Origin of the sequence: Microbacterium sp. CFBP9023, from assembly GCF_034045055.1 — a bacterium.
Lineage (GTDB): Bacteria > Actinomycetota > Actinomycetes > Actinomycetales > Microbacteriaceae > Microbacterium.
In genome coordinates this window covers 1,269,605-1,291,736 of sequence record NZ_JAXCWI010000001.1, presented here as the reverse complement: position 1 = coordinate 1,291,736, position 22,132 = coordinate 1,269,605, and the positions used below count along the sequence as shown (strand labels likewise).

The following is a 22,132-nucleotide window of genomic DNA, read 5'->3' as shown; positions in this document are numbered from 1 at the left end:
CACCGGGGAATCAGCGGGCCGCGACTATCAGGTGACGCTGCGGCCCTTCGAGTCGGGCCACCGCGACCTTGAGTTCGGTGACGTCGGCGGCGACTCCGTCGATGCGTGCCGTGAGTTTCTTCTCGACTCCGTCGATGCGTGCCGTGAGCCTCTGTTCGACTCCGTCGATGCGTGCGGTGAGTTTCCCTTCGACGCCGTCGATGCGTGCGGTGAGTTTCTCTTCGACGCCGTTGATGCGTGCCGTGAGCCTCTGTTCCACTCCGTCGATACGCGTACCGAGCGACGTCTCGACGCCGACGAGATCGGTGCGGAGGGAGTCGGATCGGCGGATGCACCAGGCGAAGCCCGCGAACATGGTGCCGCCCAGAGCCAGCAGGAGGCCGACGGCGCTGATGACGATCGTGATGATCTCGGCGGACACGAACATGCTCCCATTCTGGGGGTGGAGGGTGGGGTCTCGCAGAATGCTACGCGGGCGACGACCGGGGCCGTCTGCGGTGCGGGTCATCCTTCGGGCACGGGGGAGAACGCGGTCCAGAAGATGATCGTGCAGAAAAGATCGATGCTTTCCGTTCGCCTCCCTAACAAAACCGGCCTACGCTCGTAGCAGGCGACGGAAGGAACACGCATGCGCGTACTCGGACTGCTCTCGGGCACCTCACACGACGGCATCGACGTCACGGTCGTGGACTTCGCAGAGAGCGACGGAGCGCTGCGCGGCACGGTGCTGCACGAAGACAGCGTGCCGTACGCCCCCGACCTGCGGGCCCGACTCGTCGCGGCGCTGCCTCCGACGCCCACGACGTTCGCCGAGGTCTGCGAGCTCGACACCCTGATCGGCCAGGCCTTCGCCGAGGTCGCCGCCACGGCATCCGACGTCGTCGGGGGAGTGGATGCCGTGTGCACGCACGGCCAGACCGTCTTCCACTGGGTCGCCGACGGCCACGCGCTCGGCACCCTGCAGATCGGGCAGCCGGCGTGGATCGCCGAGCGGGTCGGCGCACCCGTGGTGTCGGACGTGCGCATTCGTGACATCACTGCGGGCGGCCACGGTGCACCGCTCGTGTCGTTCCTCGATGAGCTGCTGCTGCGCGGTCGGGCGGGAGTCTCGGCGGCGGTGAACCTCGGCGGCATCGCGAACGTGACCGTGGTCGGTCCCGACGGTCTGTCGGCCTACGACATCGGCCCGGCGAATGCACTGGTCGACGCGGTGGTCGTCGCCGAGGGGCTGAACGACCGAGGCTACGACGCGGATGCCGCGATCGCTCGCACCGGCACCGTCGACGACGTGCTGCTCGCCGAGCTGCTCGCCGACCCGTACTACGCCCTGCCCGCGCCCAAGAGCACGGGCAAGGAGCATTTTCACCTCGACTATGTGCGTGCGCACGTCGACCGCATGCGACCCGGCATCGCGCCGGCCGACCTGATCCGGACGCTCACCGAGCTCACGGTCCGCACCGTCGCACACGACATCCGCACCGCCGGCATCCGCTTCCTGGCTGTCTCGGGTGGCGGGTGCCACAACCCGCTCATCATGCAGGGTCTGCGTGAGGCGCTCCCCGACATCGAGGTGGTGCTCGCCGACGAGCTCGGCGCCCCGGTCGACAGCAAGGAGGCGATCCTGTTCGCGCTGATCGGATGGTGCACGTTGCATGGCGTCGCGGCCGTGACGCCCGGCGGCACCGGAGCGCGGGAAGCCCGAATCCTCGGCACCATCACACCCGGTGCGGGTCCGCTGCGGATGCCGGAGCCCGTGGATAGAGTGCGCAGCCTGACGCTGCGCTGATCGAGGGATCGGGGCGCTCAGCGCTTGCGGTCGTCGTCGTCCCAGGGGCCTTCCCACCAGCCGGCGCGCCCATCGCCCCCGCCGCCTCCACGACGTCGTGAGCGGAAGAACTGCACCACCCACACGGTCAGCGTGCTGAGGAGGATCAGGAAGATCACCAGGAACAGCAGGTCGGACTGGTTCATGGGCGTTTCCCCTCCGCGGCATCCGCCACGATCTTGGCGATCCGAGCGGACCGCGTCTCGGCACGCTTCGCCATCGCGATGTGCGTCAGGCCGAACTTCTTGACCGACTTCGGAAAGGCGTCCCAGTGGGCCCGCGCGGCGGGCAGGGCATCCAGCGCCTCCGTCAGTTCGGGCGGCTCGATCCCGGCTTCCGGGCCGTCGAGCAAGGTCCACGACCCGTCCGCCTTCGCGGACTCGAGCACGCGGATGCCGGCCGGTGCGAGCTGTCCGGCGGCCTCGAGGTCGATCAGTCTCGCCTTGTTCGTCGCTGCCCATCCGCTGCCGCGTCGTCGGGGTGAGAACCACTGGCCCACCGTCTGGTCGTCGAAGGTGCGCACCGGACCGTCGATCCATCCGAAGCACAGAGCCTGACGCACGGCATCGTCGTATCCGACACCTCCGGCCCGGTTGCCGCGAACGCTCAGCAGCCAGACTCCCGCGATGCGCTCATGATGCTCCTCGAGCCAGGCGCGCCACGCGGACGCATCCGCTGCGACGACCCGCTCTCCTTCGTCGAGCGCGCCCACGTCAGTCCTCGTCGAGCGTCGGAATCGACTCGGTGACGGTGGGCAGCAGGTCGGCGACCGAGTCGACGATCTCGTCGGGCCGGAACGGATACTTCTCGACCTCGGCCTCGTCGCTGATGCCGGTCATCACGAGCACGGTGTGCAGCCCCGCCTCGATGCCGGCGATGATGTCGGTGTCCATCCGGTCGCCGATCATGCCGGTCTTCTTCGAGTGCGCGCCGATCTTGTTGAGCGCCGAGCGGAACATCATCGGATTCGGCTTGCCGACGACATACGGCTCCTTGCCCGTCGCCTTGGTGATGAGCGCCGCGATCGCGCCGGTCGCCGGCATGACTCCGTCGGCCGAGGGGCCCGTCGCATCGGGGTTCGTCACGATGAAGCGCGCGCCCTTGATGATGAGTCGGATCGCCTTGGTGATCGCCTCGAACGAGTAGTTGCGAGTCTCGCCGACGACCACGAAGTCGGGATTCGTCTCGGTCATGATGAACCCGGCCTCGTGCAGGGCCGTGAGGATGCCCGCCTCGCCGATCACGAAGGCTGAACCGCCCGGCAGCTGCTGCGCGAGGAAGTCCGCGGTGGCCAGCGCCGAGGTCCAGATCCGCTCCTCGGGCACGACGAGTCCGCTGGCGCGGAGGCGGGCCGACAGGTCTCGTGCCGTGAAGATCGAGTTGTTCGTCAGCACGAGGTACGGGATGTCGTTCTGCTCCCACCCGGCGAGCAGCTCGGACGCGCCGGGAATGGCGTCGTTCTCATGCACGAGCACGCCGTCCATGTCGGTCAGCCAGCATTCGATGTTGTCGCGGTGTGCCATGAGCACAGCTTATGGGGCGGCGATTACGGGCAGGTGTCAGGTTGTGGCGAGGCTGTCAGGCGCTGAGCCAGACCACCTCTGCGGCGCCGTCAGGAAGCGTGGTCTCGACGCCGTCTAGCTCGATGCCCTGGTCCGTGGTCGTGATGCTCGCCGCGACGGCGACGCCAGCCGCCTCGAGGGCGCGCAGCAGCTCGGGGTCGCGGTCGTCGACGCGCAGCACGCGGCCGACGTGACCCACCGGCGCGTCGGCGAGAAGGATGAAGGGCTCGCGTTCGACGACGCCCGCGGCATCCGGGATCGCGTCGCCGTGCGGGTCGAATCGTGGCCGGCCGAGGCGTGCGTCGATGCCCTCGAGAAGGCGGTCGCTGATCGTGTGCTCGAGCACTTCGGCCTCGTCGTGCACCTCGTCCCAGCCGTAGCCGAACTCCTGCACCAGCCAGGTCTCGATCAGGCGGTGGCGTCGCACCATGGCCAGGGCACGCTGCGTGCCGGCATCGGTCAGCCGAACCGCACCGTAGGGCACGTGCGAGACGAGGCCCGCGGCGGCGAGCTTCTTGACCATCTCGGTCACCGAAGACGGAGCGATGCCGAGCTTCGCCGCGAGCACCGACGGGGTGATCGGCGCGTCCTGCCACTCGGTGTGCGCGTAGACGGTCTTCAGGTAGTCGTCTGCTGCGGGGGATGCCACTCGTCCAGCCTAGATCAGGGGTTCGCGACGTCGACGAGGATGCCGAAGGCGACCTGGCCGGCGAAGAACACGATGAGGAAGCCCAGCAGAGCGGCGAAGAGCGAGAGGCGTCCGTCGAACCCTTCGATCTCGGCGATGCCGATCTTGCGGGCGCGGAAGGCCAGCACCAGCGTCGCGATGCCCAGCGCCAGCTGCACCCACGGGCCGCCGAACGGAAGCACGGTCGGGAAGGCGACGAGGAGGCCTCCGATCACGCCGGTCGCGATGCCGGTCCACGTGAGGATGCGGACGGTGCGGCGCGCGGGTTCGGCAGACATCCTTCGAGCCTAATCGCCTGGCGAGGGCGCCGTGGACGCTGTGAATCGTGTCAATCGGGCCCGATTCCTTGACGCGAGAGGAGCGCGGCGGGTAGCTTCGACCGGGCACGGGAAAACGCTATCCGAGCGGGCTGCAGGCCCAGAGATGGATTTCGATGATGAACATCCGACACCGATCATTCCGCGCCGTCGTGGCGCTGGCCGCTGCCGGCTGCCTCGTCGCGGGCGGTGCGCAGAGCGCGGCAGCGGCGTCACCCGCAGCCCCGGCCGCGGGTCGCCACGATCACGGCACCCCGGCACCGCAACTCGAGTCGCTCGACCGCGGACTCGTCGCCGTCTCGACCGCCGAGGGCATCTTCCTCAGCTGGCGACTCCTTGCGACCGAGACGACGGGCGCGACCGAGACCGGCCTCGCCGGCCCCGACTTCGCCGTCTATCGCGACGGCGCGAAGGTCGCCACGGTCACCGACAGCACGAACTACGCGGATGCCGGCGGCTGCGCCACCTCGGAGTACTCCGTCGTCCCGATCGTGAGCGGCATCGAGCTGACGGCATCCGCGTCGGCATCCGTCACCGCCTGGGCCGACGGTCACCACGACCTGCCCCTGCAGAAGCCGGCCGACGGGGTGACGCCGAAGGGCGAGGCCTACACCTACTCGGCGAACGATGTCTCGGTCGGCGACGTCGACGGGGATGGGCAGTACGAGTACGTCGTGAAGTGGGACCCCTCGAACTCGAAGGACGTCTCGCAGCGCGGCTACACCGGGCCGGTCTATCTCGACACCTACGAACTCGACGGAACGCTGCTGAATCGCCTGGACCTCGGCGTGAACATCCGCGCCGGAGCGCACTACACGCAGTTCCTCGTCTACGACTTCGACGGCGACGGCCGGTCCGAGACCATGCTGAAGACGGCGCCCGGCACGAAGTCGGTGCAGTATGCCGACGACGGCTCGGTCGCGAGCGAGTCGTACATCACTCTCCCCAAGGACGACCGCAAGGCCGGGTACTCGAACGACGACGACTACCGCCTGAGTGCCGCGGACTACGAGCAGCGTCTGGTCGAGATGTTCCTCGGGTGGAGTGACCGCGAGGAGGTCGTGTCGGGCCAGTGGCCGGCCACTCTCGAAGAGGCGTGGGGCATGCCCGTGACGCACGACTACCCGCTCTCGCCGGAGGCCGCGCAGGAACTGGCGACCACCTTCATCGACGTGTACGCGCCGAGCCGCAGCGCGCGCAACCTGCTGCGGGAGTTCGAGGGCTTCATCGTCGACGGACCCGAGTACCTCACGGTCTTCGACAGCGCGACCGGCAAGGAGCTGCAGACCATCCCGTATCCGACCGAGCGAGGAGACGACGGACTGCTGTGGGGTGACTACGCGATGTCGCGCATCGAGCCGGCGAACCGCGTCGACCGCTTCCTCGCCGGCGTCGGATACCTCGACGGGCAGCATCCGTCGGCCGTCTTCGCTCGCGGGTACTACACGCGCACGACCGTCACGGCCTTCGACTGGGACGGCAAGCGCCTCACGGAGCGGTGGGACGTCGACAGCGGCCACGTGCCGATGACGAACCCGTTCAACGACTCCCCGCATGGCCGTGACGGCACCGACCCCGAGTTCGGCACGATCACGACGCAGGGCGATCACTCGCTGAGCTTCGCCGACGTGGATGCCGACGGAAAGCAGGAGCTCGTCTACGGATCGGCGACGATCGACGACGACGGCAGCCTGCTGTACAGCTCGTTCGACGTGCTCCCCGAGGGCAGCGCCGATCCCGGGGCGACCGTGCGCCTGGGCCATGGCGACGCCATGCACGTGACCGATATCGACCCCAGCCGCCCCGGCCTCGAGATCTGGACGGCCCACGAGGGTGCGACGAGCGCACCGTACGGGTCGGTGATGCGTGATGCCGCGACCGGAGAGTCCCTGTTCGGGGCGTACTCGGGTCGCGACACCGGTCGCGCCATGATCGGCGACGTGCGTCCCGACGTGCCGGGTATCGAGGTGTGGTCGAGCATGCCAGGCGGCACCGAGGGCAGCGGACTCCTGAGCGCGACCGGCGAGGTGCTGCAGCCGGAGACGCCAGGCACCAACATGTCGATCCGCTGGGCGGGCGACCTGACGACGCAGCTCGTGAACGGCAGCGGCGCCCAGACGCCGACCATCGACGACTGGACCCGCGGGACGCTGGTCACCGCGACCGGAACGCTCACGAACAACGGCACGAAAGGCAACCCGTCGCTCGTCGCCGATGTGCTGGGGGACTGGCGTGAGGAGCTGCTCGTGCGCACCGCGGACTCGAGCGCGCTGCGGTTCTTCACGACGACCGAGCCGACGGCGCACAAGCTCACGACCCTGATGCACGACGTGCAGTACCGGGCCGAGACCGCGCGTCAGCAGACCACCTACAACCAGCCCGCGTACACCTCGTACTACCTGGCGCGCGACATCGACTGGTCTCAGGTGCCGGTGCTGACCGCGCCGACGACTCCGAAGGCTCCGACCTTCACCGACAAGCCGGGCACCTCCCGCGACGAGGTGAAGGTGCCGAAGAACGTGACAGGAATCAGCTACTACGTCAACGGCGAGAAGGTCGAGGCGCGGGGCGGCAAGGTGAAGGTGACGGGAGAGGTGACCGTCGTCGCCGTCCCCGAGCCCGGACGGCGCATCGCCGACGGCGCGACCTCGCAGTGGACCGAGACTCTCCGCTCTCGCTGACGGCGCGGTGACAGGACGCCGCCCCGAGTCGACTCTTCCCGTGCCGGCTCGGGGCGGTTCTGCGCGCAAGGGTCGTGCTGCGCGCGCGAGGCCGGTCGCTCAGGCGCCCGTCAGCACCAACCAGAGCAGGGCGCCATTGAGCGCGATGAGCAGAACGGATGCCACGATGCCCGCCGCCGTCGTCCAGGTGCGATTCGCCCAGACGCCGAGCGTGCGACGCTGCGCGGTGAGCGCGACGAGGGGGATCAGCGCGAACGGGATGCCGAATGAGAGGACGACCTGGCTGAGCACCAGCGCCAGCGTGGGATCGAAGCCGATGCCGAGGATCACCAGCGCGGGGATCAGGGTCACGAGTCGACGCGCGAGAAGCGGGATGCGCACGTGCAACAGGCCGTGCATGATCTCCGCTCCCGCGTATGCACCGACGGATGTCGAGGCGAGACCGGAGGCCAGCAGCCCGACCGCGAAGAAGGTCGCGACGACAGGCCCGAGTCCCGCGGCGAGCGCGGCATGGGCGCCTTCGAGCGAATCCGTCCCCTCGACACCGGCCAGGTTGGCGGCCGCGAGCAGCAGGATGCCGAGGTTGACGGTGCCCGCGATCACCATCGCGATCGAGACGTCCCAGCGGGTCGCCGTGAGCAGGCGACGGATGCGCGAGGTCTCGGTTCGCGCAGTCTCCGTCGGCCCGTGCGCCGCCGCGGCACCGAACCGATCGCGCGTGAGCGAGGAGTGCGCGTAGATCGCGTGCGGCATGATCGTCGCGCCGAGGATGGAGGCGGCGAGGAGCACCGATCCGGTGCCCTCGAAACGGGGCACCAGGCCACCGACGATGCTCGCGGCATCCGGCGGTGCGATGAAGAGCCCGGCGACGAAGCCGACCGCGATGATCACCATGAGCCCGATGATCACGAACTCGAAGGGCCGAGCGCCGCGGCGGCTCTGCACCGTCAGCAGGACCATCGACACGGCGCCGGTGATGATCCCTCCGAGCAGCAGCGGGATGTCGAACAGAAGGTAGAGGGCGACCGCGCCGCCGATGACCTCGGCCAGATCTGTCGCCATCGCGACGAGCTCGGCCTGCAGCCAGTAGGCCCTACGGGCCCACGGCTTCGTGAGGCGCGCACCCAGAACCTCGGGGAGGCTCTGCCCCGTGACGACGCCGAGCTTCGCCGACAGGTACTGGATCAGCCAGGCCATCACGTTGCCCGCCACCACGACCCAGACCAGCAGGTACCCGTACTGCGCGCCGGCGGTCATGTTGCTCGCGACGTTGCCCGGATCGAGATACGCGACACCGGCGACCAGCGCGGGTCCGAGGAGCCAGAGGCTGCGGGGCGCGGTGGCGCGGGTGGGCGTCGGCCCCTTCTCGACGACAGCATTTTTCGGCATGCCGAAATCGTAGCGGATATTTCGGTGTACCTAAATCGCTGTTGCGGATGCGCCGGATAGCCTGGCTGGATGGATGAGCAGGCGCCCGCGGATGCAGCGGAGACAGGCGGATCGTCGGCCCAGCCCGGATACGGGGTCGGACCCTGGCCCGGCGGCGAGGTCGAGTGGCCTGCGGGGGAGCAGTACGACCCCGAGCTGCTGGCCGTCGGAGACACGCGCAACGTGATCGATCGCTACCGCTACTGGCGGATGGACGCGATCGTCGCCGACCTCGACACAAAGCGGCATCCGTTCCACGTGGCCATCGAGAACTGGCAGCACGACATGAACATCGGCTCGATCGTGCGCAGCGCCAACGCGTTCCTCGCAGACACCGTGCACATCATCGGCCGGCGCCGGTGGAACAAGCGGGGCGCCATGGTCACCGACCGCTATCAGCACGTCGTGCACCATGAGGACGTCGAGGCCTTCACCGCCTGGGCGACCGCCGAAGGCCTGCCGATCGTCGCCGTCGACAACGTCGAGGGCGCAGTGCCCGTCGACCGCGCGGATCTGCCGCAGAGCTGCGTGCTGCTGTTCGGTCAGGAGGGACCGGGTCTCTCGGATGCCGCGCTCGCCGCGGCATCCGCCCACATCGAGATCACGCAGTACGGCTCGACCCGGTCGATCAACGCGAGCGCGGCCGCCGCGGTGATCATGTACGAGTGGTGCCGGAGGCATGCGGGCTGACGGCGGCGTCGGACCCTCTCGACACGATGCCTGCTCGGGCGTAGCGTGAGTGCCGATCTGAGGAGGTCGACATGGCAGCGATCAGTTCCATCCGCCCGTTTCTCTGGTTCGACGGGCGGGCGCAGGAGGCGATGGAGTACTACGTCTCGGTGTTCCCGAACTCGTCGATCGACCAGGTGGTCCTGTACCCCGACGAATCGCTCGATCGACATTTCGAGGGCATGAGCGGCAAGGTCCTCAACGGCGACTTCACCCTGAACGGCTCGCCGTTCGGCTGCCTCGACGGAGGCCCCGAGTTCGCGTTCAACGAGTCGATCTCCTTCGTGATCGGCTGCGAGGATCAGGCCGAGATCGACCACTACTGGCAAGCCCTCTCGGCCGTGCCGGACTCGGAGGCCTGCGGCTGGTGCAAGGACAGGTTCGGAGTGAGCTGGCAGGTCGTGCCGGCCGGTCTGGATCTGCTCCAGCAGAGGCCAGAGCAGATTCAGGCGCTCATGCACATGAAGAAGATCGTGATCGCCGAGCTCGAGAACGCCTGATCCCTCGCGGCATCCTCAGTTCCCGAGATTCCGGGATACGTGTAGACGTCCGGAGTCGCAGCGATCGTGCAGTGCTAGACGCCGGCGGTGACCCAGCGACCCGAGCGCACGCGCCAGCCGAGAGTGCCCAGCCGAGCGAGCAGGTAGATGCCGAAGAAGGCGATGGCGAGCCAGATGAGGCCCGCTGACGCATCGACTCCGCTCGCGGCGATGATCCAGAGTGCCGGCAGGAACGGCACGAGATTGATCCCGCCGGCGATCGCGAGGTAGCGCGCGTCGTTCGCCCCCATCAGCACTCCGTCGAGCACGAACACCACCCCGGCGATCGGCTGCGCGAGCGCGAGGATCAGCAGCGCCGGCTGCACGAGCGCCGCGATCTCGGCGTCGCCGGTGAACACGACCCCGAGGACTCCGGAGAGTGCAGCGATGACAGCCCCGACCACGACGCCGAACCACGCGCCCCAGGCCACGGTGCGTTTCAGCACCCGATGCACCTGTCGCTCGTCGCCGGCACCGAGCTCTTTGCCGATCAGCGCCTGTGCGGCGATCGCCAGCGCGTCGAGCGCGAATGCCGCCGCCGAGAAGATCGTGAAGACGATCTGCCATCCGGCGAGCTCCTCGGTGCCGATGCCGGTGGCGACGGCGACCGTCGCGAGCAGAGCGACGCGCAGGCTCACGGTGCGCAGGAACAGCCAGCCGCCCGAGCGCGCTGTGCTGCCCATGCCGTCCCGTCGGGCTTTCAACGATGCGTCATGCCTCGCCGCGAGCCGCCGGATCACGAGGACGTATGCGCCGACCATGCCCCACTGGGCGACGACCGTGCCGGCCGCCGAGCCGGCGATGCCCCAGCCCAGCCCGTAGATGAACACCACGTTGAGCAGCGCGTTGGCCCCGAACCCGAGGCCGGCGATCCACAGGGGAGTCATGGTGTCCTGCATCCCGCGCAGCAGCCCGGTCGCGGCGAACACGATGAGCATCGCCGGGAGCCCCCACATCGAGACGACGAGATAGGCGTTGGCATCGGCGGCCACGGCGTCGCTCGCGCCGAACAGCGAGACCAGCCAGGGGGAGGATGCCGCGCCTGCGGCGGCGAGCACGGCCCCGATCGCGAGGGCGAGCCACATGCCGTTGATGCCGACCGAGACGGCCTCGCCCGGTCTGCCGGCGCCGAACAGTCGGGCCACCGCCGGGGTCGTCGAGTAGGCGAGGAAGACCATGAGTCCGACGATCGTCTGCAGCACCGCACCCGCGATGCCCAGGCCCGCGAGCGGCGTCGTGCCGAGATGTCCGACCAGCGCCGCGTCGACGATGAGGAACGCCGGTTCTGCGATCAGGGCGCCGAGCGCGGGGACGGCGAGGCGCAGGATCTCGCGGTTGAGAGTGCGCTCGGTCATCCTCCGAGCCTATGGGCTGGCGCGGACAGCAGGCGGTGCAGCACGCCCGCTCCGCCCTCCGGATCCGGTGCGGTCGTACCCTGGAAGGACCAGGATGCGACGGAGGTGCATCATGACGGATCCACGGGAGGCCGCGGCGCGGTACCGTGCGCGGCAGCGAAGCCGGGGGGACGGCGAGGACGACAGCGAGTCCGGTGCAGAGCCGGGCATCGCCGCAGCGACGGATCGAGCCGCCTTCATCGAGACGGCGATCCAGGTCGCGATCCGCCGGGGCGATTTCGACGATCTCCCCGGTGCGGGCAAGCCCCTCGAGGGACTCGGAACGCACCACGACCCCGACTGGTGGATCCGACGCAAGATCGAGCAGGAGAACCTGACGGGTCTCGGTCCGCCGGCGATCCTGTTGCGCACCGAGGATCGCGAGCTCGACGACCAGCTCGACCTGCTCGGTCGCGAGGCCGACGTGCGGTCGGTGCTCGAGGACTTCAACGGTCGGGTGCTCGAGGCCCGTCGCCAGCTGCAGGGCGGTCCGCCTGTCGTGACGAGTCCACGCGACATCGACGCCGAGGTGGCGGCGTGGGCCGAGCGACGCGCGGCGCGCTTCGCGGCGCGTGCTGCGGAGACGCCGGAGCGGCCCCGGCGACGTCGGTTCGGCCTCCGGCGCAGGGCGTGACCCGTCCCGCCGAATGTCGGAGCGACGCATAGGCTGGTCGGCATGACCGACGTGCTTCCCTCTGGCCTTGAGACCTCCGAGTTCAGCTCCGACATCCGCCCGCAGGACGACCTCTACCGCCATGTCAACGGCGCCTGGCTCTCCCGCACCGAGATCCCCGGCGACAAGGCGCGGTGGGGGTCCTTCCATCTGCTGGCCGAGCAGGCGGAGAAGGACGTCAGGGCGATCATCGAGGAGTCGCAGGATGCCGAGCCCGGCACTCTCGCCCGCAAGATCGGCGACCTGTTCGCCAGCTTCATGGACACCGAGCGCATCGCCGCCGCCGGGGCGACGCCCCTCGCCGAGACGCTCGCCGAGATCGACGCGATCGACGGCATCCCCGCGTTCCTGCGCACGGTCGGCGCCTACGATCGCGACGGCCGGGCGCACCTGATCGGGTTCTACGTCGACGGCGACCCGGGCAACCCGGAGCGCTACCTCCCGGTGGTCGTGCAGTCGGGCCTGTCGCTGCCGGACGAGAGCTACTTCCGGCTCGACACCTTCGCCGAGACCCGGGCGGCGTACCGCGCGCACCTCGAGCGACTGCTCGCGATCGCCGGAGTCGCGGATGCCGCGGGCACCGCCGACCGCTCGATCGCCCTCGAGACCGAGCTCGCCGGGCACCACTGGGACAACGTGCGCAGCCGCGATGCCGTCGCCACGTACAACCTGAAGACCTGGGCCGAGATCCAGGAGCTCGCCGGTGTCGACCTCGAGCCGTGGCGCGATGCCGTCGCTCCCGGCCACCCCGAGGCGTTCGCCGAGGTCGTGGTCTCGCAGCCGAGCTTCCTCGAAGGCCTCGGGTCGCTGCTGACCGCCGAGCGTCTCGACGAGTGGAAGGCCTGGCTGCGCGCCCAGGTCGTGCATGCCGCGGCTCCGTATCTGACCGACGACTTCGTGCAGGAGAACTTCTCGTTCTACGGCACCGAGCTCACCGGCGTCCCCTCGATCCGCGAGCGCTGGAAGCGCGGTGTCTCGGTGACCGAGAGCGCGCTGAGCGAGGCGATCGGCAAGGTCTACGTCGAGCGGCACTACCCGCCGACGGCGAAGGCCGCGATGGATGAGCTCGTCGGCAACCTCATCGAGGCCTACCGGCAGAGCATCACCGACCTCGAATGGATGACGGCCGAGACCCGCGAACGCGCACTCGCCAAGCTCGACTCCTTCACGCCGAAGATCGGGCACCCTGCCGTGTGGCGCGACTACTCGAGCCTCGAGATCGACCGCGTCGACCTGTTCGGCAACGTGCGCCGTGCGGCGATCTTCGAGCACGACCGCAACGTCGCGAAGGTCGGCAAGCCGATCGACCGTGACGAATGGCACATGCCGCCGCAGATGGTCAACGCCTACTACAACCCCTCGATGAACGAGATCGTGTTCCCGGCGGCGATCCTGCAGTACCCGTTCTTCGACGCGTCGCGCGACGCGGCCGCCAACTACGGCGGCATCGGCGCGGTCATCGGTCACGAGATCGGTCACGGATTCGACGACCAGGGCAGCCGTTACGACGGTGACGGCAAGCTCGAGGACTGGTGGACGGATGCCGATCGCTCCGCGTTCGAGCAGCGCACCAAGGCCCTCATCGCGCAGTATGACGAACTCGTGCCTGAGGGGCTCGCCGCCGAGCACCACGTCAACGGCGCGCTGACGATCGGTGAGAACATCGGCGACCTGGGCGGTCTCGGCATCGCGCTCAAGGCGTATGAGATCGCACTCGACGGCGCCGAGGCGCCGGTCATCGACGGCTACACCGGCGTGCAGCGCCTCCTGCTGTCGTGGGCGCAGGTCTGGCAGCAGAAGAGCCGCGACGCCGAGACGCTGCGCCTGCTCACGATCGATCCGCACTCTCCGAACGAGTTCCGGTGCAACCAGATCGTCCGCAACATCGATGCGTTCTACGAGGCGTTCGACGTGACCGAGACCGATGCGCTGTGGCTGCCGCAGGACTCGCGCGTGACCATCTGGTGAGCGCTCCGGCCTCGGCGATCGCGCCGGGTCGGGGTGCCCTGCTGTCTGCCGGATGACGTTCTGATGACCGTATACCGGAGTATGTAGGGCATCCTCACCTGGCGGGGTTACGATATCCGTGCTGCGGCGGATGGACACCGCAGCATCCCGCCAATCCAACCCCCCTGTTAAGGATCACGCGTGGGTGCTTCCGAGCCTGCCGACGGCCCGCCGCTGGCCTCGCTGCGCCGCTCTCAGCGGACCAGCCGACGCTTGCCGCGCCGTGCTGCCGCAGGGCGCAGGTCGTTCACCTCGACCTTGCGGGCGCTCGAACAGCTGGCGGATGCCGGGGCCCAGGTATCGGTGCATGTCGTCGATCTCGACAACCACACGCACGTCCTCGCGGGCGACGACCATGTGACCATGCCGGTCGCCGGACTCGGTGTCGTGCCCCTGCTGATCGAGGTGGCGGCCGCGTTCGAGGAGGGCACGCTCGATCCGCTCGAGATCGTCGAGCGCACCGCCGTCGATCCGGTGTCGACGTCGGGGCTCTGGCGCCACCTGCACGCGCCCGCCCTGCCGCTCGAAGACCTCGCCGTGCTCGCGGCCACGGCCGGCGACCCCATCGCGGTCAACGCTCTGCTGCAGCGGGTCGGTCACGACCGGGTGCGCGAGCGCATCGAGGCTCTCGGACTGCGCCGCACCGCGGTTCTCGACCGATTCCGTGACGAGCGCGGCCCCGATGATGCTCCGCACGTCGCCGTGGGCTCTGCACGCGAGTTCGCGGGTCTCTTCTCGGCACTCGTGAATTCCCAGGCGGTGGGGGCGTCGGTGAGCGCTCAGGTGTCCGAGTGGCTGAGCCTCAATCAGGATCTGAGCCTGGTGGCATCCGCGACCGGCCTCGACCCGTTCGCACACGACCACGACGCGCACGGCCTGCTGTTCATCAACAAGACCGGCCGCGACCGCGGCGTGCGTGCCGAAGCGGGAGTGCTCGCCGGGCCGCGCGCGGGTGTGGCCTACTCCCTGATCGTCTGCTTCGACGATCTGTCGATCACGCACCGACTCCGCGCGCACGACGCCTTCCGCGTCCTCGGGGTCGAGCTCATGGAGTACACCCACTGATCGCATTCCACGCCCGACGCGACGTCGGCCGCGGTTAGCATCGAGCAATGCCCCGTACAGACTGGACCCCGCATCGTCGTGATGACGGAGAACTGCTCGGTTGGATCCATCCGGAAGGCGAGGCCTGGGTCGCGATCGATGTGCTCGGGCGCGCGGTGTCCGGGCCGACGGAGTGGCTCGACGCCGAGGCGGCCCTGGAGGACCACGGGATCGCGTGGCTCGCCGACCCGTGGATGCTCGAGGGCGAGGCCGAGCGCCCCCTGCGCGTGCGCATCGTCGAGGTCACGCCCGATGGCGAGGGGAGATCGGGGCGCATCGTGGTGAAGGTCGACGACTTCGGCGACATCACTCGTCCCGCCACGCAGCAGTACGTGCTCTCCTGGCCCGCCCCTGATCGGCTGCGGACGTCATCGCCGACGGATCCCGATCCGCGGGCGTTCTGACCCGACCGTTCGTGGACTGCGGGGGCCGGCGTGCGCGGTGTGCGTGCGCGGTCAGCCCGGCAGCGAGGGGTGCTGCTCGGACGAGCGCTGGCGGGGGATGAACAGCGACAGGACGAGAGCGACGATTCCGGCGGCGATCGCGAGCCAGAAGCACACGTCGAACGCCGCCCTCGTCGGCACGGATACCCCGCCGACGTCGATGCTCATCGCGGCCAGCACGCCGCCCATCACGGCAGACGCGCTCGACGTGCCGACCGAGCGGAAGAGGGCGTTGAGTCCGTTCGAGGCGCCGGTCTCGTTCGCGGGCACCGACCGCATGATGATCATCGGCATGGCGGCGAACGTGAAGCCGATGCCGACGCCGATCAGCAGGTTGCCCACCAGGATGTGCCACACCTCGCTCGACCACAGGAGCACGAAGACGTAGGCGAGCACGATGGCTCCCGCGCCGACGGTGAACAGCGGACGAGGTCCGACGGTGCGCTCGAGCCATCCCGACAAGGGTGAGATCACCATCATCACGAGGCCGGCGGGCATGATGATCAGCGACGCCGAGACCATGTCGAGCCCGAAGCCCGCACCCGACGCGGCAGGGCCCTCGAGCAGCTGCGGGAACGTCACGTTCGACGCGAACAGCGCGAAGCCCATCCCGATCGCGGCGATGTTGGTGAAGAGCACGGCGGGGCGCGCGGCGACCCGCAGATCGAGGAGCGGATCGTTCGTCCGCAGCTGGTACCAGCCCCAGACGAGCAGTACGCCCACGCCGCCGATGATGCAGGCGAGGGTCAGCGGTGCCGTCCAGCCCCACTCGGCACCGCGGGACACGAACAGCAGGATGCCGGTGAGTCCGATCGCGAGTCCGATGGCGCCGAGCACATCGAGGCGTCCGGGGAACCGCAGCACATCCTCGGGGATCACGAGCAGCACCAGTGCGAGACCCACGACGCCGAGAGCCGCGGCGAGCCAGAACAGCCAGTGCCAGTCCGCGTTCACGGCCAGCAGCGCGGCGACCGGCATCCCGATCGCGCCTCCGACGCCCATGGTCGCGCTCATCAGGGCGACGGCCGTGCCCAGGCGTTCGGGAGGCAGCACGTCGCGCATGATCGCGATGCCGAGCGGCACCACACCCGTCACCGCGCCTTGGAGCGCTCGACCGATGATGACTCCGATGATCGAGCCCGACAGTGCGGCGATCAGGGAGCCGAGAATGAGCAGCCCGAGCAGCACGATCACCACTCGGCGCTTGCCGTACATGTCGCCGAGCCGGCCCGAGATCGGAGTGGCGACGGCGGCGACGAGCAGCGTGATCGTGACGACCCAGGTGGTGTCCTCGCGAGACGCGTTCAGCAGGCGCGGCAGCTCGGCCTGCAGGGGCACGACGAGCGTGAACATGAACGACGAGCAGAGGCCCGCGAAGGCCAGGACGGCGACGATGGCCCACTTGGGTGGTGTTCGGGAGAGTCTTCTGCGCGCGCGATCTTCGTTCTCTCCCATCGCTTCAGGCTATCGGCGTCTGCGACACCGGAGGCGCGAGACCGATGCGATCGTCAGCTCACGCCCTTCATCAGTCGCAGTACCGGCTTGACGGCGAACAGCAGACCGAGGCCGACCACGATCGCTATCGCGCCGAGGATCGAGAAGTACGGCACCTCGTTCTTCGGGTCGTAGAACTGCACGAGCCAGCCCGAGATCGCGGTGCCGAGTGCGATCGACAGGAAGAACAGCGCCACCATCTGGGTGTGGAACACCTTCGGCGCGAGCTTCGTCGTGACCGACAGCCCCACGGGAGAGATGAGCAGCTCGGCCACGGTGAACACGAAGAGGATGCCGACGATCGCGAGCAGGGGCGTGGAGTTGGCGCCGCCGCCTGCGAACGGCAGGAACAGCAGGAACGCCGCACCCATGATGATCGCTCCCAGTGCGAACTTCACCGGGGTGGAGGGCTGGCGCGGGCCGAGGCGCGTCCAGATCGCCGCGAAGACGCCGGAGAGGATGATGATGAACACGGGGTTGATCGACTGGACCCACGAGACGGGCATCTCGAATCCGAAGATGTTGCGGTCGAGGCGCTCGTCGGAATAGACCGTGAGCACGGTGAACTGCTGCTGGTACAGCGACCAGAACGCGACGCTCGTGATGAAGAGCGGCAGGAATCCCCACACGCGGGAGCGCTCGGTGCCGTCGATCCGCCGACTGCTGAGGATGACGGCGAAGTACGCGACCGTCGCGATGATGGTTCCGATGATGACGATGTCCGCCAGGTTGTCGGCCTGGATCACGCCGATGAGCACCAGCACCGCGATGAGCGCGACGGCTGCGACCGCGACGATCGCGACCAGCGGATAGCGCGACCGGGGGAGCGGGTTCGGCACGCGGCGCGCCTCGTCCGGCAGCGCCTTGCGGCCGAAGGAGTACTGCACCAACCCCAGCGTCATCCCGATCGCGGCGAGGCCGAAGCCATAGTGGAATCCGAGCGACGACTGCAGGATGCCGGTGAGGATCGGGCCCAGGAAGGCCCCGAGGTTGATGCCGAGGTAGAACAGCGAGAATCCGGCATCCCGGCGGGTGTCATCGGCGCTGTAGAGGGTTCCGACGACCGACGTGGCGTTCGCCTTGAGGCCACCGGATCCGAGGGCGACGAGCACGAGCCCGACGCCGACTCCGATGAACCCGGGAAGCAGGGCCAGGGCGACGTGCCCGCCGACGATCACGATCGCACTGATGAACAGCACTCGCTCCGACCCCAGCATCCGGTCGGCGATCCACGCGCCGAGGATGGTCGAGAGGTAGACCGACCCGCCATAGGCGCCGACGATGCCGCCCGCGACGGCCTGCGAGAGTCCGAGGCCACCCTCGGTGACCGAGAAGTACAGGTAGATCAGCAGGATTCCCTGCATGCCGTAGAAGCTGAAGCGCTCCCACATCTCGACTCCGAAGATGTGGACGAGCGCCCAGGGCTGCCCGAAGAACCTGGTGTCGGACTTCTCGGCGGTCGTATCGCTGGTTGACATCCCTCCACGGTACGCCCGCTCGCGGCATGGTTCCCAGACCGTTCGCGTCGCTCGATTCCGAAAACGGCGACCGGAGGGGCAGACTGGGGGCGTGCGAACCATCCGTGATCTGGACACCGTTGAACTCATCATCGACGCGCAGGGCCTGCTCGACTCCATCCGGGGCCCCGAGCGCGTGATCGACGCCGGCACGCTGCGCGCCCTGCAGCAATCCGGCAACTACGTCGTCGGCCTCTTCGACGCCGAGAGCGGCGAAGAGCGGATGGTGGGCGCGTCGATCGCGTTCTTCGGCGCACCCGGACGCCGGGCGATGCACTCGCACATCACGGCACTGCTGCCCGACTACCGCGGACGCGGGTGGGGGCGCGAGCTCAAGGAGCACCAGCGCCAGTGGGCGTTCTCGCGCGATGTCGGCCGCATCACCTGGACGTTCGATCCGCTCGTCGCCCGCAACGCGCACTTCTTCCTCACCGTTCTCGGCGCACGTGTCACCGGATACTCGGTCAACCGCTACGGCATCTTCGGCGGCGGGGATGCCGGGGACGAGAGTGACCGACTCGACGTCGAGTGGGCTCTCGCCGACATCGCGAAGCCACCGGCATCCGACGCGATCGTCGAGACGCTGGAGATCCCCTCGGACATCGAGACCATGCGCATCGAGGATCCGGAGGCGGCGCACGAGTGGCGTACGCGGCTGCGCGCGCAGATGGAGGGGCTGCTGGGCAGCGGCCTCGCTCTCTCGGGGTTCGATGTCGAGAAGGGCTACCTCTTCACGGCCTGAGCGCCGCACACCTGGCCTCGCCGGGGTCCTGACGCGAAGCGGTCGCGGATAAGATTGAGGTGCCCGTGATCACGGGCTTTCCCACCGCCGACCATTGGAGCCACCGTGGCCGAACAGTCCCGTCTAGACAAGGTCATCGCCCTTGCCCGCCACCGCGGGTTCGTCTTCCAGGCGGGTGAGATCTACGGCGGTTCGCGGTCCGCGTGGGATTACGGGCCCCTCGGCACCGAGCTCAAGGAGAACATCCGCCGCCAGTGGTGGCAGACGTTCGTGCGCGGCCGCGGCGATATGGTCGGCCTCGACTCGAGCATCATCCTGCCCAAGCGCGTGTGGGAGGCGTCCGGTCACGTCGCGACCTTCACCGATCCGCTGGTCGAGTGCCTCAGCTGCCACAAGCGCTTCCGTGCCGACAACCTGATCGAGGACTTCGAGGCGCGCAAGGGCCGCAAGGCGGAGAACGGCCTCGCCGATGTGCCGTGCCCGAACTGCGGCACGAAGGGACAGTACACCGAGCCCAAGTCGTTCTCGGGTCTCGTCAAGACCTACCTGGGAGTCGTCGACGACGAGTCCGGGCTGCACTTCCTGCGCCCCGAGACGGCTCAGGGCATCTTCGTGAACTTCTCGAACGTGCTCACCGCCAGCCGCAAGAAGCCGCCGTTCGGCATCGGCCAGGTCGGCAAGGCGTTCCGCAACGAGATCACGCCCGGAAACTTCATCTTCCGCACCCGTGAGTTCGAGCAGATGGAGATCGAGTTCTTCACGCCGCCCGCAGAGGCTCAGGAGTGGTTCGACCACTGGGTCGAGGCGTGCTGGAACTGGTTCATCGATCTGGGCATCGACCCCGAGAACATGCGCCAGTTCGACGTTCCCGAAGATGACCGCGCGCACTATTCGGCCGGCACCATCGACGTCGAGTACCGCTTCGGTTTCACGGGCAAGGAGTGGGGTGAGCTCATGGGCGTCGCGAACCGCACCGACTACGACCTGTCGAGCCACAGCGAAGCCTCGGGCCAGAGCCTGACCTACTTCGACCAGGCCACCGGCGACCGTTACACGCCCTACGTGATCGAGCCCTCGTTCGGCCTCACTCGCGCCATGATGGCGTTCCTCGTGGACGCGTATCGCGAAGAAGAGGTGCCGAACGCCAAGGGCGGCACCGATGTGCGCACCGTGCTCAAGCTCGACCCGCGTCTCGCCCCTGTCAAAGCCGCCGTATTGCCGCTGAGCCGCAACGAGCGCCTGTCGCCGCTGGCGCGCGAGGTCGCTGACACGCTGCGCAGCTCGTGGGCCGTCGACTTCGACGACGCGGGCGCGATCGGCCGTCGCTACCGCCGTCAGGACGAGATCGGCACACCGTTCTGCGTCACGATCGACTTCGACTCGCTCGACGACCGTGCGGTCACCGTGCGCGACCGCGACACGATGGCGCAGGAGCGCGTCTCGATCGACGATCTGCACGAGTACCTGGCCGAGCGTCTCAAGGGCGCCTGACGCGCGGACCACCAGAACGAGAGGCCCGCTGTCCGAGAGGACGGCGGGCCTCTCGCGTCAGCCGGTGACGGTCAGCTGCACCTGATCGGTGCCGCCCGCCTCTACCCAGGCGAGCGAGCGCTCGAGGATGCCGCGGAGCACGTCGAGGTCGATCTGTTCCAGGTCCTTGATGTAGAGGCATCCGACGCCGGTGCTGTGCGGGCCGAGGTTCTCGAGCGCGCCCGAGTGCGCATCGACGCCGTCGAACAGATAGATGGTGGTCGCCGCTTTGCGCGGGGCGAAGCCGAGCAGGCCGCTGTCGCCCTCGGTGCCGGTCGGGTACCGGTAGTGGCAGCTTCCGAATCCGACGATCGTGCCCCAGGTCTGAGGGTCGCGGCCCGTGATCTCCTGCATGATCGCGGTCAGCGTCTCGGCATCCCGGCGGCGGACCGCCGGAGTGGAGCGGGCGATGAGACCTGCGACGTCATCGCCCGTGGGCTTCATGCGTTCGCCTTCGCCGCAGCTTTCATGGCCTTCTTGTGCTCTCGTACTCTGGTGAGCGATTCGGGCGAGACGATGTCGGCGACGCTGCGGTACGAACCCTCGGTGCCGTAGTCGCCGGCGGCCTCCCGCCATCCCGGGCCGGTGAAGCCGTACTGCTTGCCGAGCAGAGCAAGGAAGATCTTCGCCTTCTGTTCGCCGAAGCCGGGAAGGGCCTTGAGTCGCTTCAGGACCTCGGTGCCCGACGGATCACCGTCGGTCCAGATCGCCGAGGCGTCTCCGTCCCACTGATCGACGATCTCCTGGCACAGGGTCTGCACGCGTGCCGCCATCGAACCCGGGAACCGGTGCACGGCGGGCGTCGTCTTGAACGCCTCGAGGAACTCGTCCGGGTCCATGGCCGCGATCGTGGTGGCGTCGGACGCGCCTGTGCGCTGCTCGATCTTCAGAGGACCAGCGAAGGCCGTCTCCATCGGAACCTGCTGATCGAGCAGCATCCCGACCAGCAGGGCCAGCGGATTGTCGGTGAGCAGCGCGTCTGCGGCGGTGTCTCCGGTGATGTGAAGGGCCATGCATCCAGTCTGGCACCGACTCGCTCCGATGCCGGAGTCAGATGCGCTGGAGCTTGGGAAGGGGGCCCTCGAGACGCGCGACCGAGATTCGGACATCCGCGATATCGGCCTTGAGCTCTGTCTTGACGTCGTAGATGTCCTGCTTGAGTTCCGACCGGAGCTCGGCGATGTCGCCCTTGAGCTCGGTGCGGAGTTCGGCGATCTCGGTCTTGAGTTCGGTGCGGAGCTCCGCGATGTCGCCTTCGACCCTCGCGAACCGTTCATCGACCCTGTCGAATCGCTCGTCGATCCTGTCGAACCGGACTTCGAGCCCTTTGGCCTGCTTTGCAAGCATCCGAGAGACGCCGCCGAGCACGGTGGCGGTGACGCCGAAGAGGGCGACGATGATGCCGATCAGGTTCGGATCCACGAGCATTCCCCCAGTCTGCGCCGCGTGATCGACGCTG

General features: G+C 68.5%; 23 protein-coding genes. 10 read left to right on the top strand and 13 right to left on the bottom strand.

Annotated features, from left to right (window positions below; translation table 11 throughout):
- Positions 1 to 10 precede the first annotated feature (10 nt).
- On the bottom strand, positions 11 to 427 hold the full coding sequence (locus SOM10_RS06275; RefSeq protein ID WP_320488996.1) for a hypothetical protein: 417 nt from the start codon (positions 425 to 427) through the stop codon (positions 11 to 13).
- Between the two features lie 201 nt (positions 428 to 628).
- Here SOM10_RS06275 and SOM10_RS06270 point away from each other — a divergent pair, with 201 nt between their 5' ends.
- Complete coding sequence (locus SOM10_RS06270) at positions 629 to 1,786, top strand: anhydro-N-acetylmuramic acid kinase (protein WP_320488995.1); 1,158 nt, start codon at positions 629 to 631, stop codon at positions 1,784 to 1,786.
- A gap of 17 nt (positions 1,787 to 1,803) precedes the next feature.
- Here the strand turns inward: SOM10_RS06270 and SOM10_RS06265 are convergent, their stop codons facing one another.
- From SOM10_RS06265 to SOM10_RS06245, 5 genes are read right to left on the bottom strand one after another with little or no spacing between them, the layout of a single operon-like run.
- Entirely contained in the window at positions 1,804 to 1,971 is a 168-nt protein-coding gene (locus tag SOM10_RS06265; protein ID WP_171821950.1) for a hypothetical protein, read from the bottom strand.
- Positions 1,968 to 2,537 carry a YdeI/OmpD-associated family protein gene (locus SOM10_RS06260; RefSeq protein ID WP_053098020.1) on the bottom strand — a complete coding sequence of 190 codons (570 nt, stop codon included), beginning with the start codon at positions 2,535 to 2,537 and terminating at the stop codon, positions 1,968 to 1,970. The genes SOM10_RS06265 and SOM10_RS06260 overlap by 4 nt, the downstream gene beginning before the upstream one ends.
- 1 nt (position 2,538) lies before the next feature.
- Complete coding sequence (locus SOM10_RS06255; protein ID WP_053098019.1) at positions 2,539 to 3,348, bottom strand: HAD-IIA family hydrolase; 810 nt, start codon at positions 3,346 to 3,348, stop codon at positions 2,539 to 2,541.
- A 55-nt stretch (positions 3,349 to 3,403) separates the two neighbouring features.
- Positions 3,404 to 4,036, bottom strand: a complete 633-nt coding sequence (locus SOM10_RS06250) for a metal-dependent transcriptional regulator (RefSeq protein WP_056280404.1) — start codon at positions 4,034 to 4,036, stop codon at positions 3,404 to 3,406.
- 14 nt (positions 4,037 to 4,050) lie between these two features.
- Positions 4,051 to 4,353: a hypothetical protein gene (locus SOM10_RS06245; protein ID WP_053098017.1), complete on the bottom strand. Its 303-nt coding sequence runs from the start codon at positions 4,351 to 4,353 to the stop codon at positions 4,051 to 4,053.
- 158 nt (positions 4,354 to 4,511) lie between these two features.
- Here SOM10_RS06245 and SOM10_RS06240 point away from each other — a divergent pair, with 158 nt between their 5' ends.
- Positions 4,512 to 7,073: a rhamnogalacturonan lyase gene (locus tag SOM10_RS06240; protein ID WP_414683570.1), complete on the top strand. Its 2,562-nt coding sequence runs from the start codon at positions 4,512 to 4,514 to the stop codon at positions 7,071 to 7,073.
- Between the two features lie 99 nt (positions 7,074 to 7,172).
- On the opposite strand, the gene SOM10_RS06235 is transcribed toward SOM10_RS06240, so the two are convergent.
- On the bottom strand, positions 7,173 to 8,462 hold the full coding sequence (locus tag SOM10_RS06235) for an Nramp family divalent metal transporter (protein ID WP_056280409.1): 1,290 nt from the start codon (positions 8,460 to 8,462) through the stop codon (positions 7,173 to 7,175).
- 69 nt (positions 8,463 to 8,531) lie between these two features.
- Between SOM10_RS06235 and SOM10_RS06230 the strand changes: the two genes are divergently transcribed.
- Complete coding sequence (locus tag SOM10_RS06230) at positions 8,532 to 9,191, top strand: TrmH family RNA methyltransferase (RefSeq protein ID WP_053098015.1); 660 nt, start codon at positions 8,532 to 8,534, stop codon at positions 9,189 to 9,191.
- 71 nt (positions 9,192 to 9,262) lie between these two features.
- The gene (locus SOM10_RS06225) at positions 9,263 to 9,730 is read left to right on the top strand and encodes a VOC family protein (protein WP_053098014.1); all 468 of its coding nucleotides are present in this window, start codon (positions 9,263 to 9,265) and stop codon (positions 9,728 to 9,730) included.
- A 74-nt stretch (positions 9,731 to 9,804) separates the two neighbouring features.
- Here the strand turns inward: SOM10_RS06225 and SOM10_RS06220 are convergent, their stop codons facing one another.
- Positions 9,805 to 11,124, bottom strand: coding sequence for an MATE family efflux transporter (locus tag SOM10_RS06220; protein ID WP_072592017.1), 1,320 nt, complete (start codon positions 11,122 to 11,124; stop codon positions 9,805 to 9,807).
- Between the two features lie 112 nt (positions 11,125 to 11,236).
- On the opposite strand from SOM10_RS06220, the gene SOM10_RS06215 reads away from it, so the two are divergent.
- The 4 genes from SOM10_RS06215 (at position 11,237) to SOM10_RS06200 (ending at position 15,351) form a co-directional block, all read left to right on the top strand.
- A complete protein-coding gene (locus SOM10_RS06215; protein WP_072592016.1) occupies positions 11,237 to 11,797 on the top strand; it encodes a DUF1992 domain-containing protein in 561 nt (186 codons plus the stop codon).
- 42 nt (positions 11,798 to 11,839) lie between these two features.
- Complete coding sequence (locus SOM10_RS06210) at positions 11,840 to 13,804, top strand: M13 family metallopeptidase (RefSeq protein WP_320488989.1); 1,965 nt, start codon at positions 11,840 to 11,842, stop codon at positions 13,802 to 13,804.
- Positions 13,805 to 13,984: 180 nt separating this feature from the next.
- Positions 13,985 to 14,908, top strand: coding sequence for a serine hydrolase (locus SOM10_RS06205; protein ID WP_320488987.1), 924 nt, complete (start codon positions 13,985 to 13,987; stop codon positions 14,906 to 14,908).
- A gap of 47 nt (positions 14,909 to 14,955) precedes the next feature.
- Entirely contained in the window at positions 14,956 to 15,351 is a 396-nt protein-coding gene (locus tag SOM10_RS06200) for a hypothetical protein (protein WP_320488986.1), read from the top strand.
- 51 nt (positions 15,352 to 15,402) lie between these two features.
- Here the strand turns inward: SOM10_RS06200 and SOM10_RS06195 are convergent, their stop codons facing one another.
- Complete coding sequence (locus SOM10_RS06195; RefSeq protein ID WP_320488985.1) at positions 15,403 to 16,845, bottom strand: MFS transporter; 1,443 nt, start codon at positions 16,843 to 16,845, stop codon at positions 15,403 to 15,405.
- Between the two features lie 53 nt (positions 16,846 to 16,898).
- Entirely contained in the window at positions 16,899 to 18,362 is a 1,464-nt protein-coding gene (locus tag SOM10_RS06190; protein ID WP_187250630.1) for a peptide MFS transporter, read from the bottom strand.
- Between the two features lie 91 nt (positions 18,363 to 18,453).
- Here SOM10_RS06190 and SOM10_RS06185 point away from each other — a divergent pair, with 91 nt between their 5' ends.
- Positions 18,454 to 19,143, top strand: coding sequence for a GNAT family N-acetyltransferase (locus tag SOM10_RS06185; protein ID WP_053098006.1), 690 nt, complete (start codon positions 18,454 to 18,456; stop codon positions 19,141 to 19,143).
- A 105-nt stretch (positions 19,144 to 19,248) separates the two neighbouring features.
- Positions 19,249 to 20,634, top strand: coding sequence for a glycine--tRNA ligase (locus SOM10_RS06180; protein WP_053098005.1), 1,386 nt, complete (start codon positions 19,249 to 19,251; stop codon positions 20,632 to 20,634).
- A 57-nt stretch (positions 20,635 to 20,691) separates the two neighbouring features.
- On the opposite strand, the gene SOM10_RS06175 is transcribed toward SOM10_RS06180, so the two are convergent.
- The 3 genes from SOM10_RS06175 to SOM10_RS06165 are packed head-to-tail and all read right to left on the bottom strand — an operon-like array spanning position 20,692 to position 22,101.
- A complete protein-coding gene (locus SOM10_RS06175) occupies positions 20,692 to 21,117 on the bottom strand; it encodes a DUF1801 domain-containing protein (RefSeq protein ID WP_320488984.1) in 426 nt (141 codons plus the stop codon).
- Positions 21,114 to 21,686: an HhH-GPD-type base excision DNA repair protein gene (locus SOM10_RS06170; protein ID WP_320488983.1), complete on the bottom strand. Its 573-nt coding sequence runs from the start codon at positions 21,684 to 21,686 to the stop codon at positions 21,114 to 21,116. The genes SOM10_RS06175 and SOM10_RS06170 overlap by 4 nt, the downstream gene beginning before the upstream one ends.
- Positions 21,687 to 21,723: 37 nt before the next feature.
- Positions 21,724 to 22,101: a hypothetical protein gene (locus tag SOM10_RS06165; RefSeq protein ID WP_320488981.1), complete on the bottom strand. Its 378-nt coding sequence runs from the start codon at positions 22,099 to 22,101 to the stop codon at positions 21,724 to 21,726.
- Positions 22,102 to 22,132: the final 31 nt, after the last annotated feature.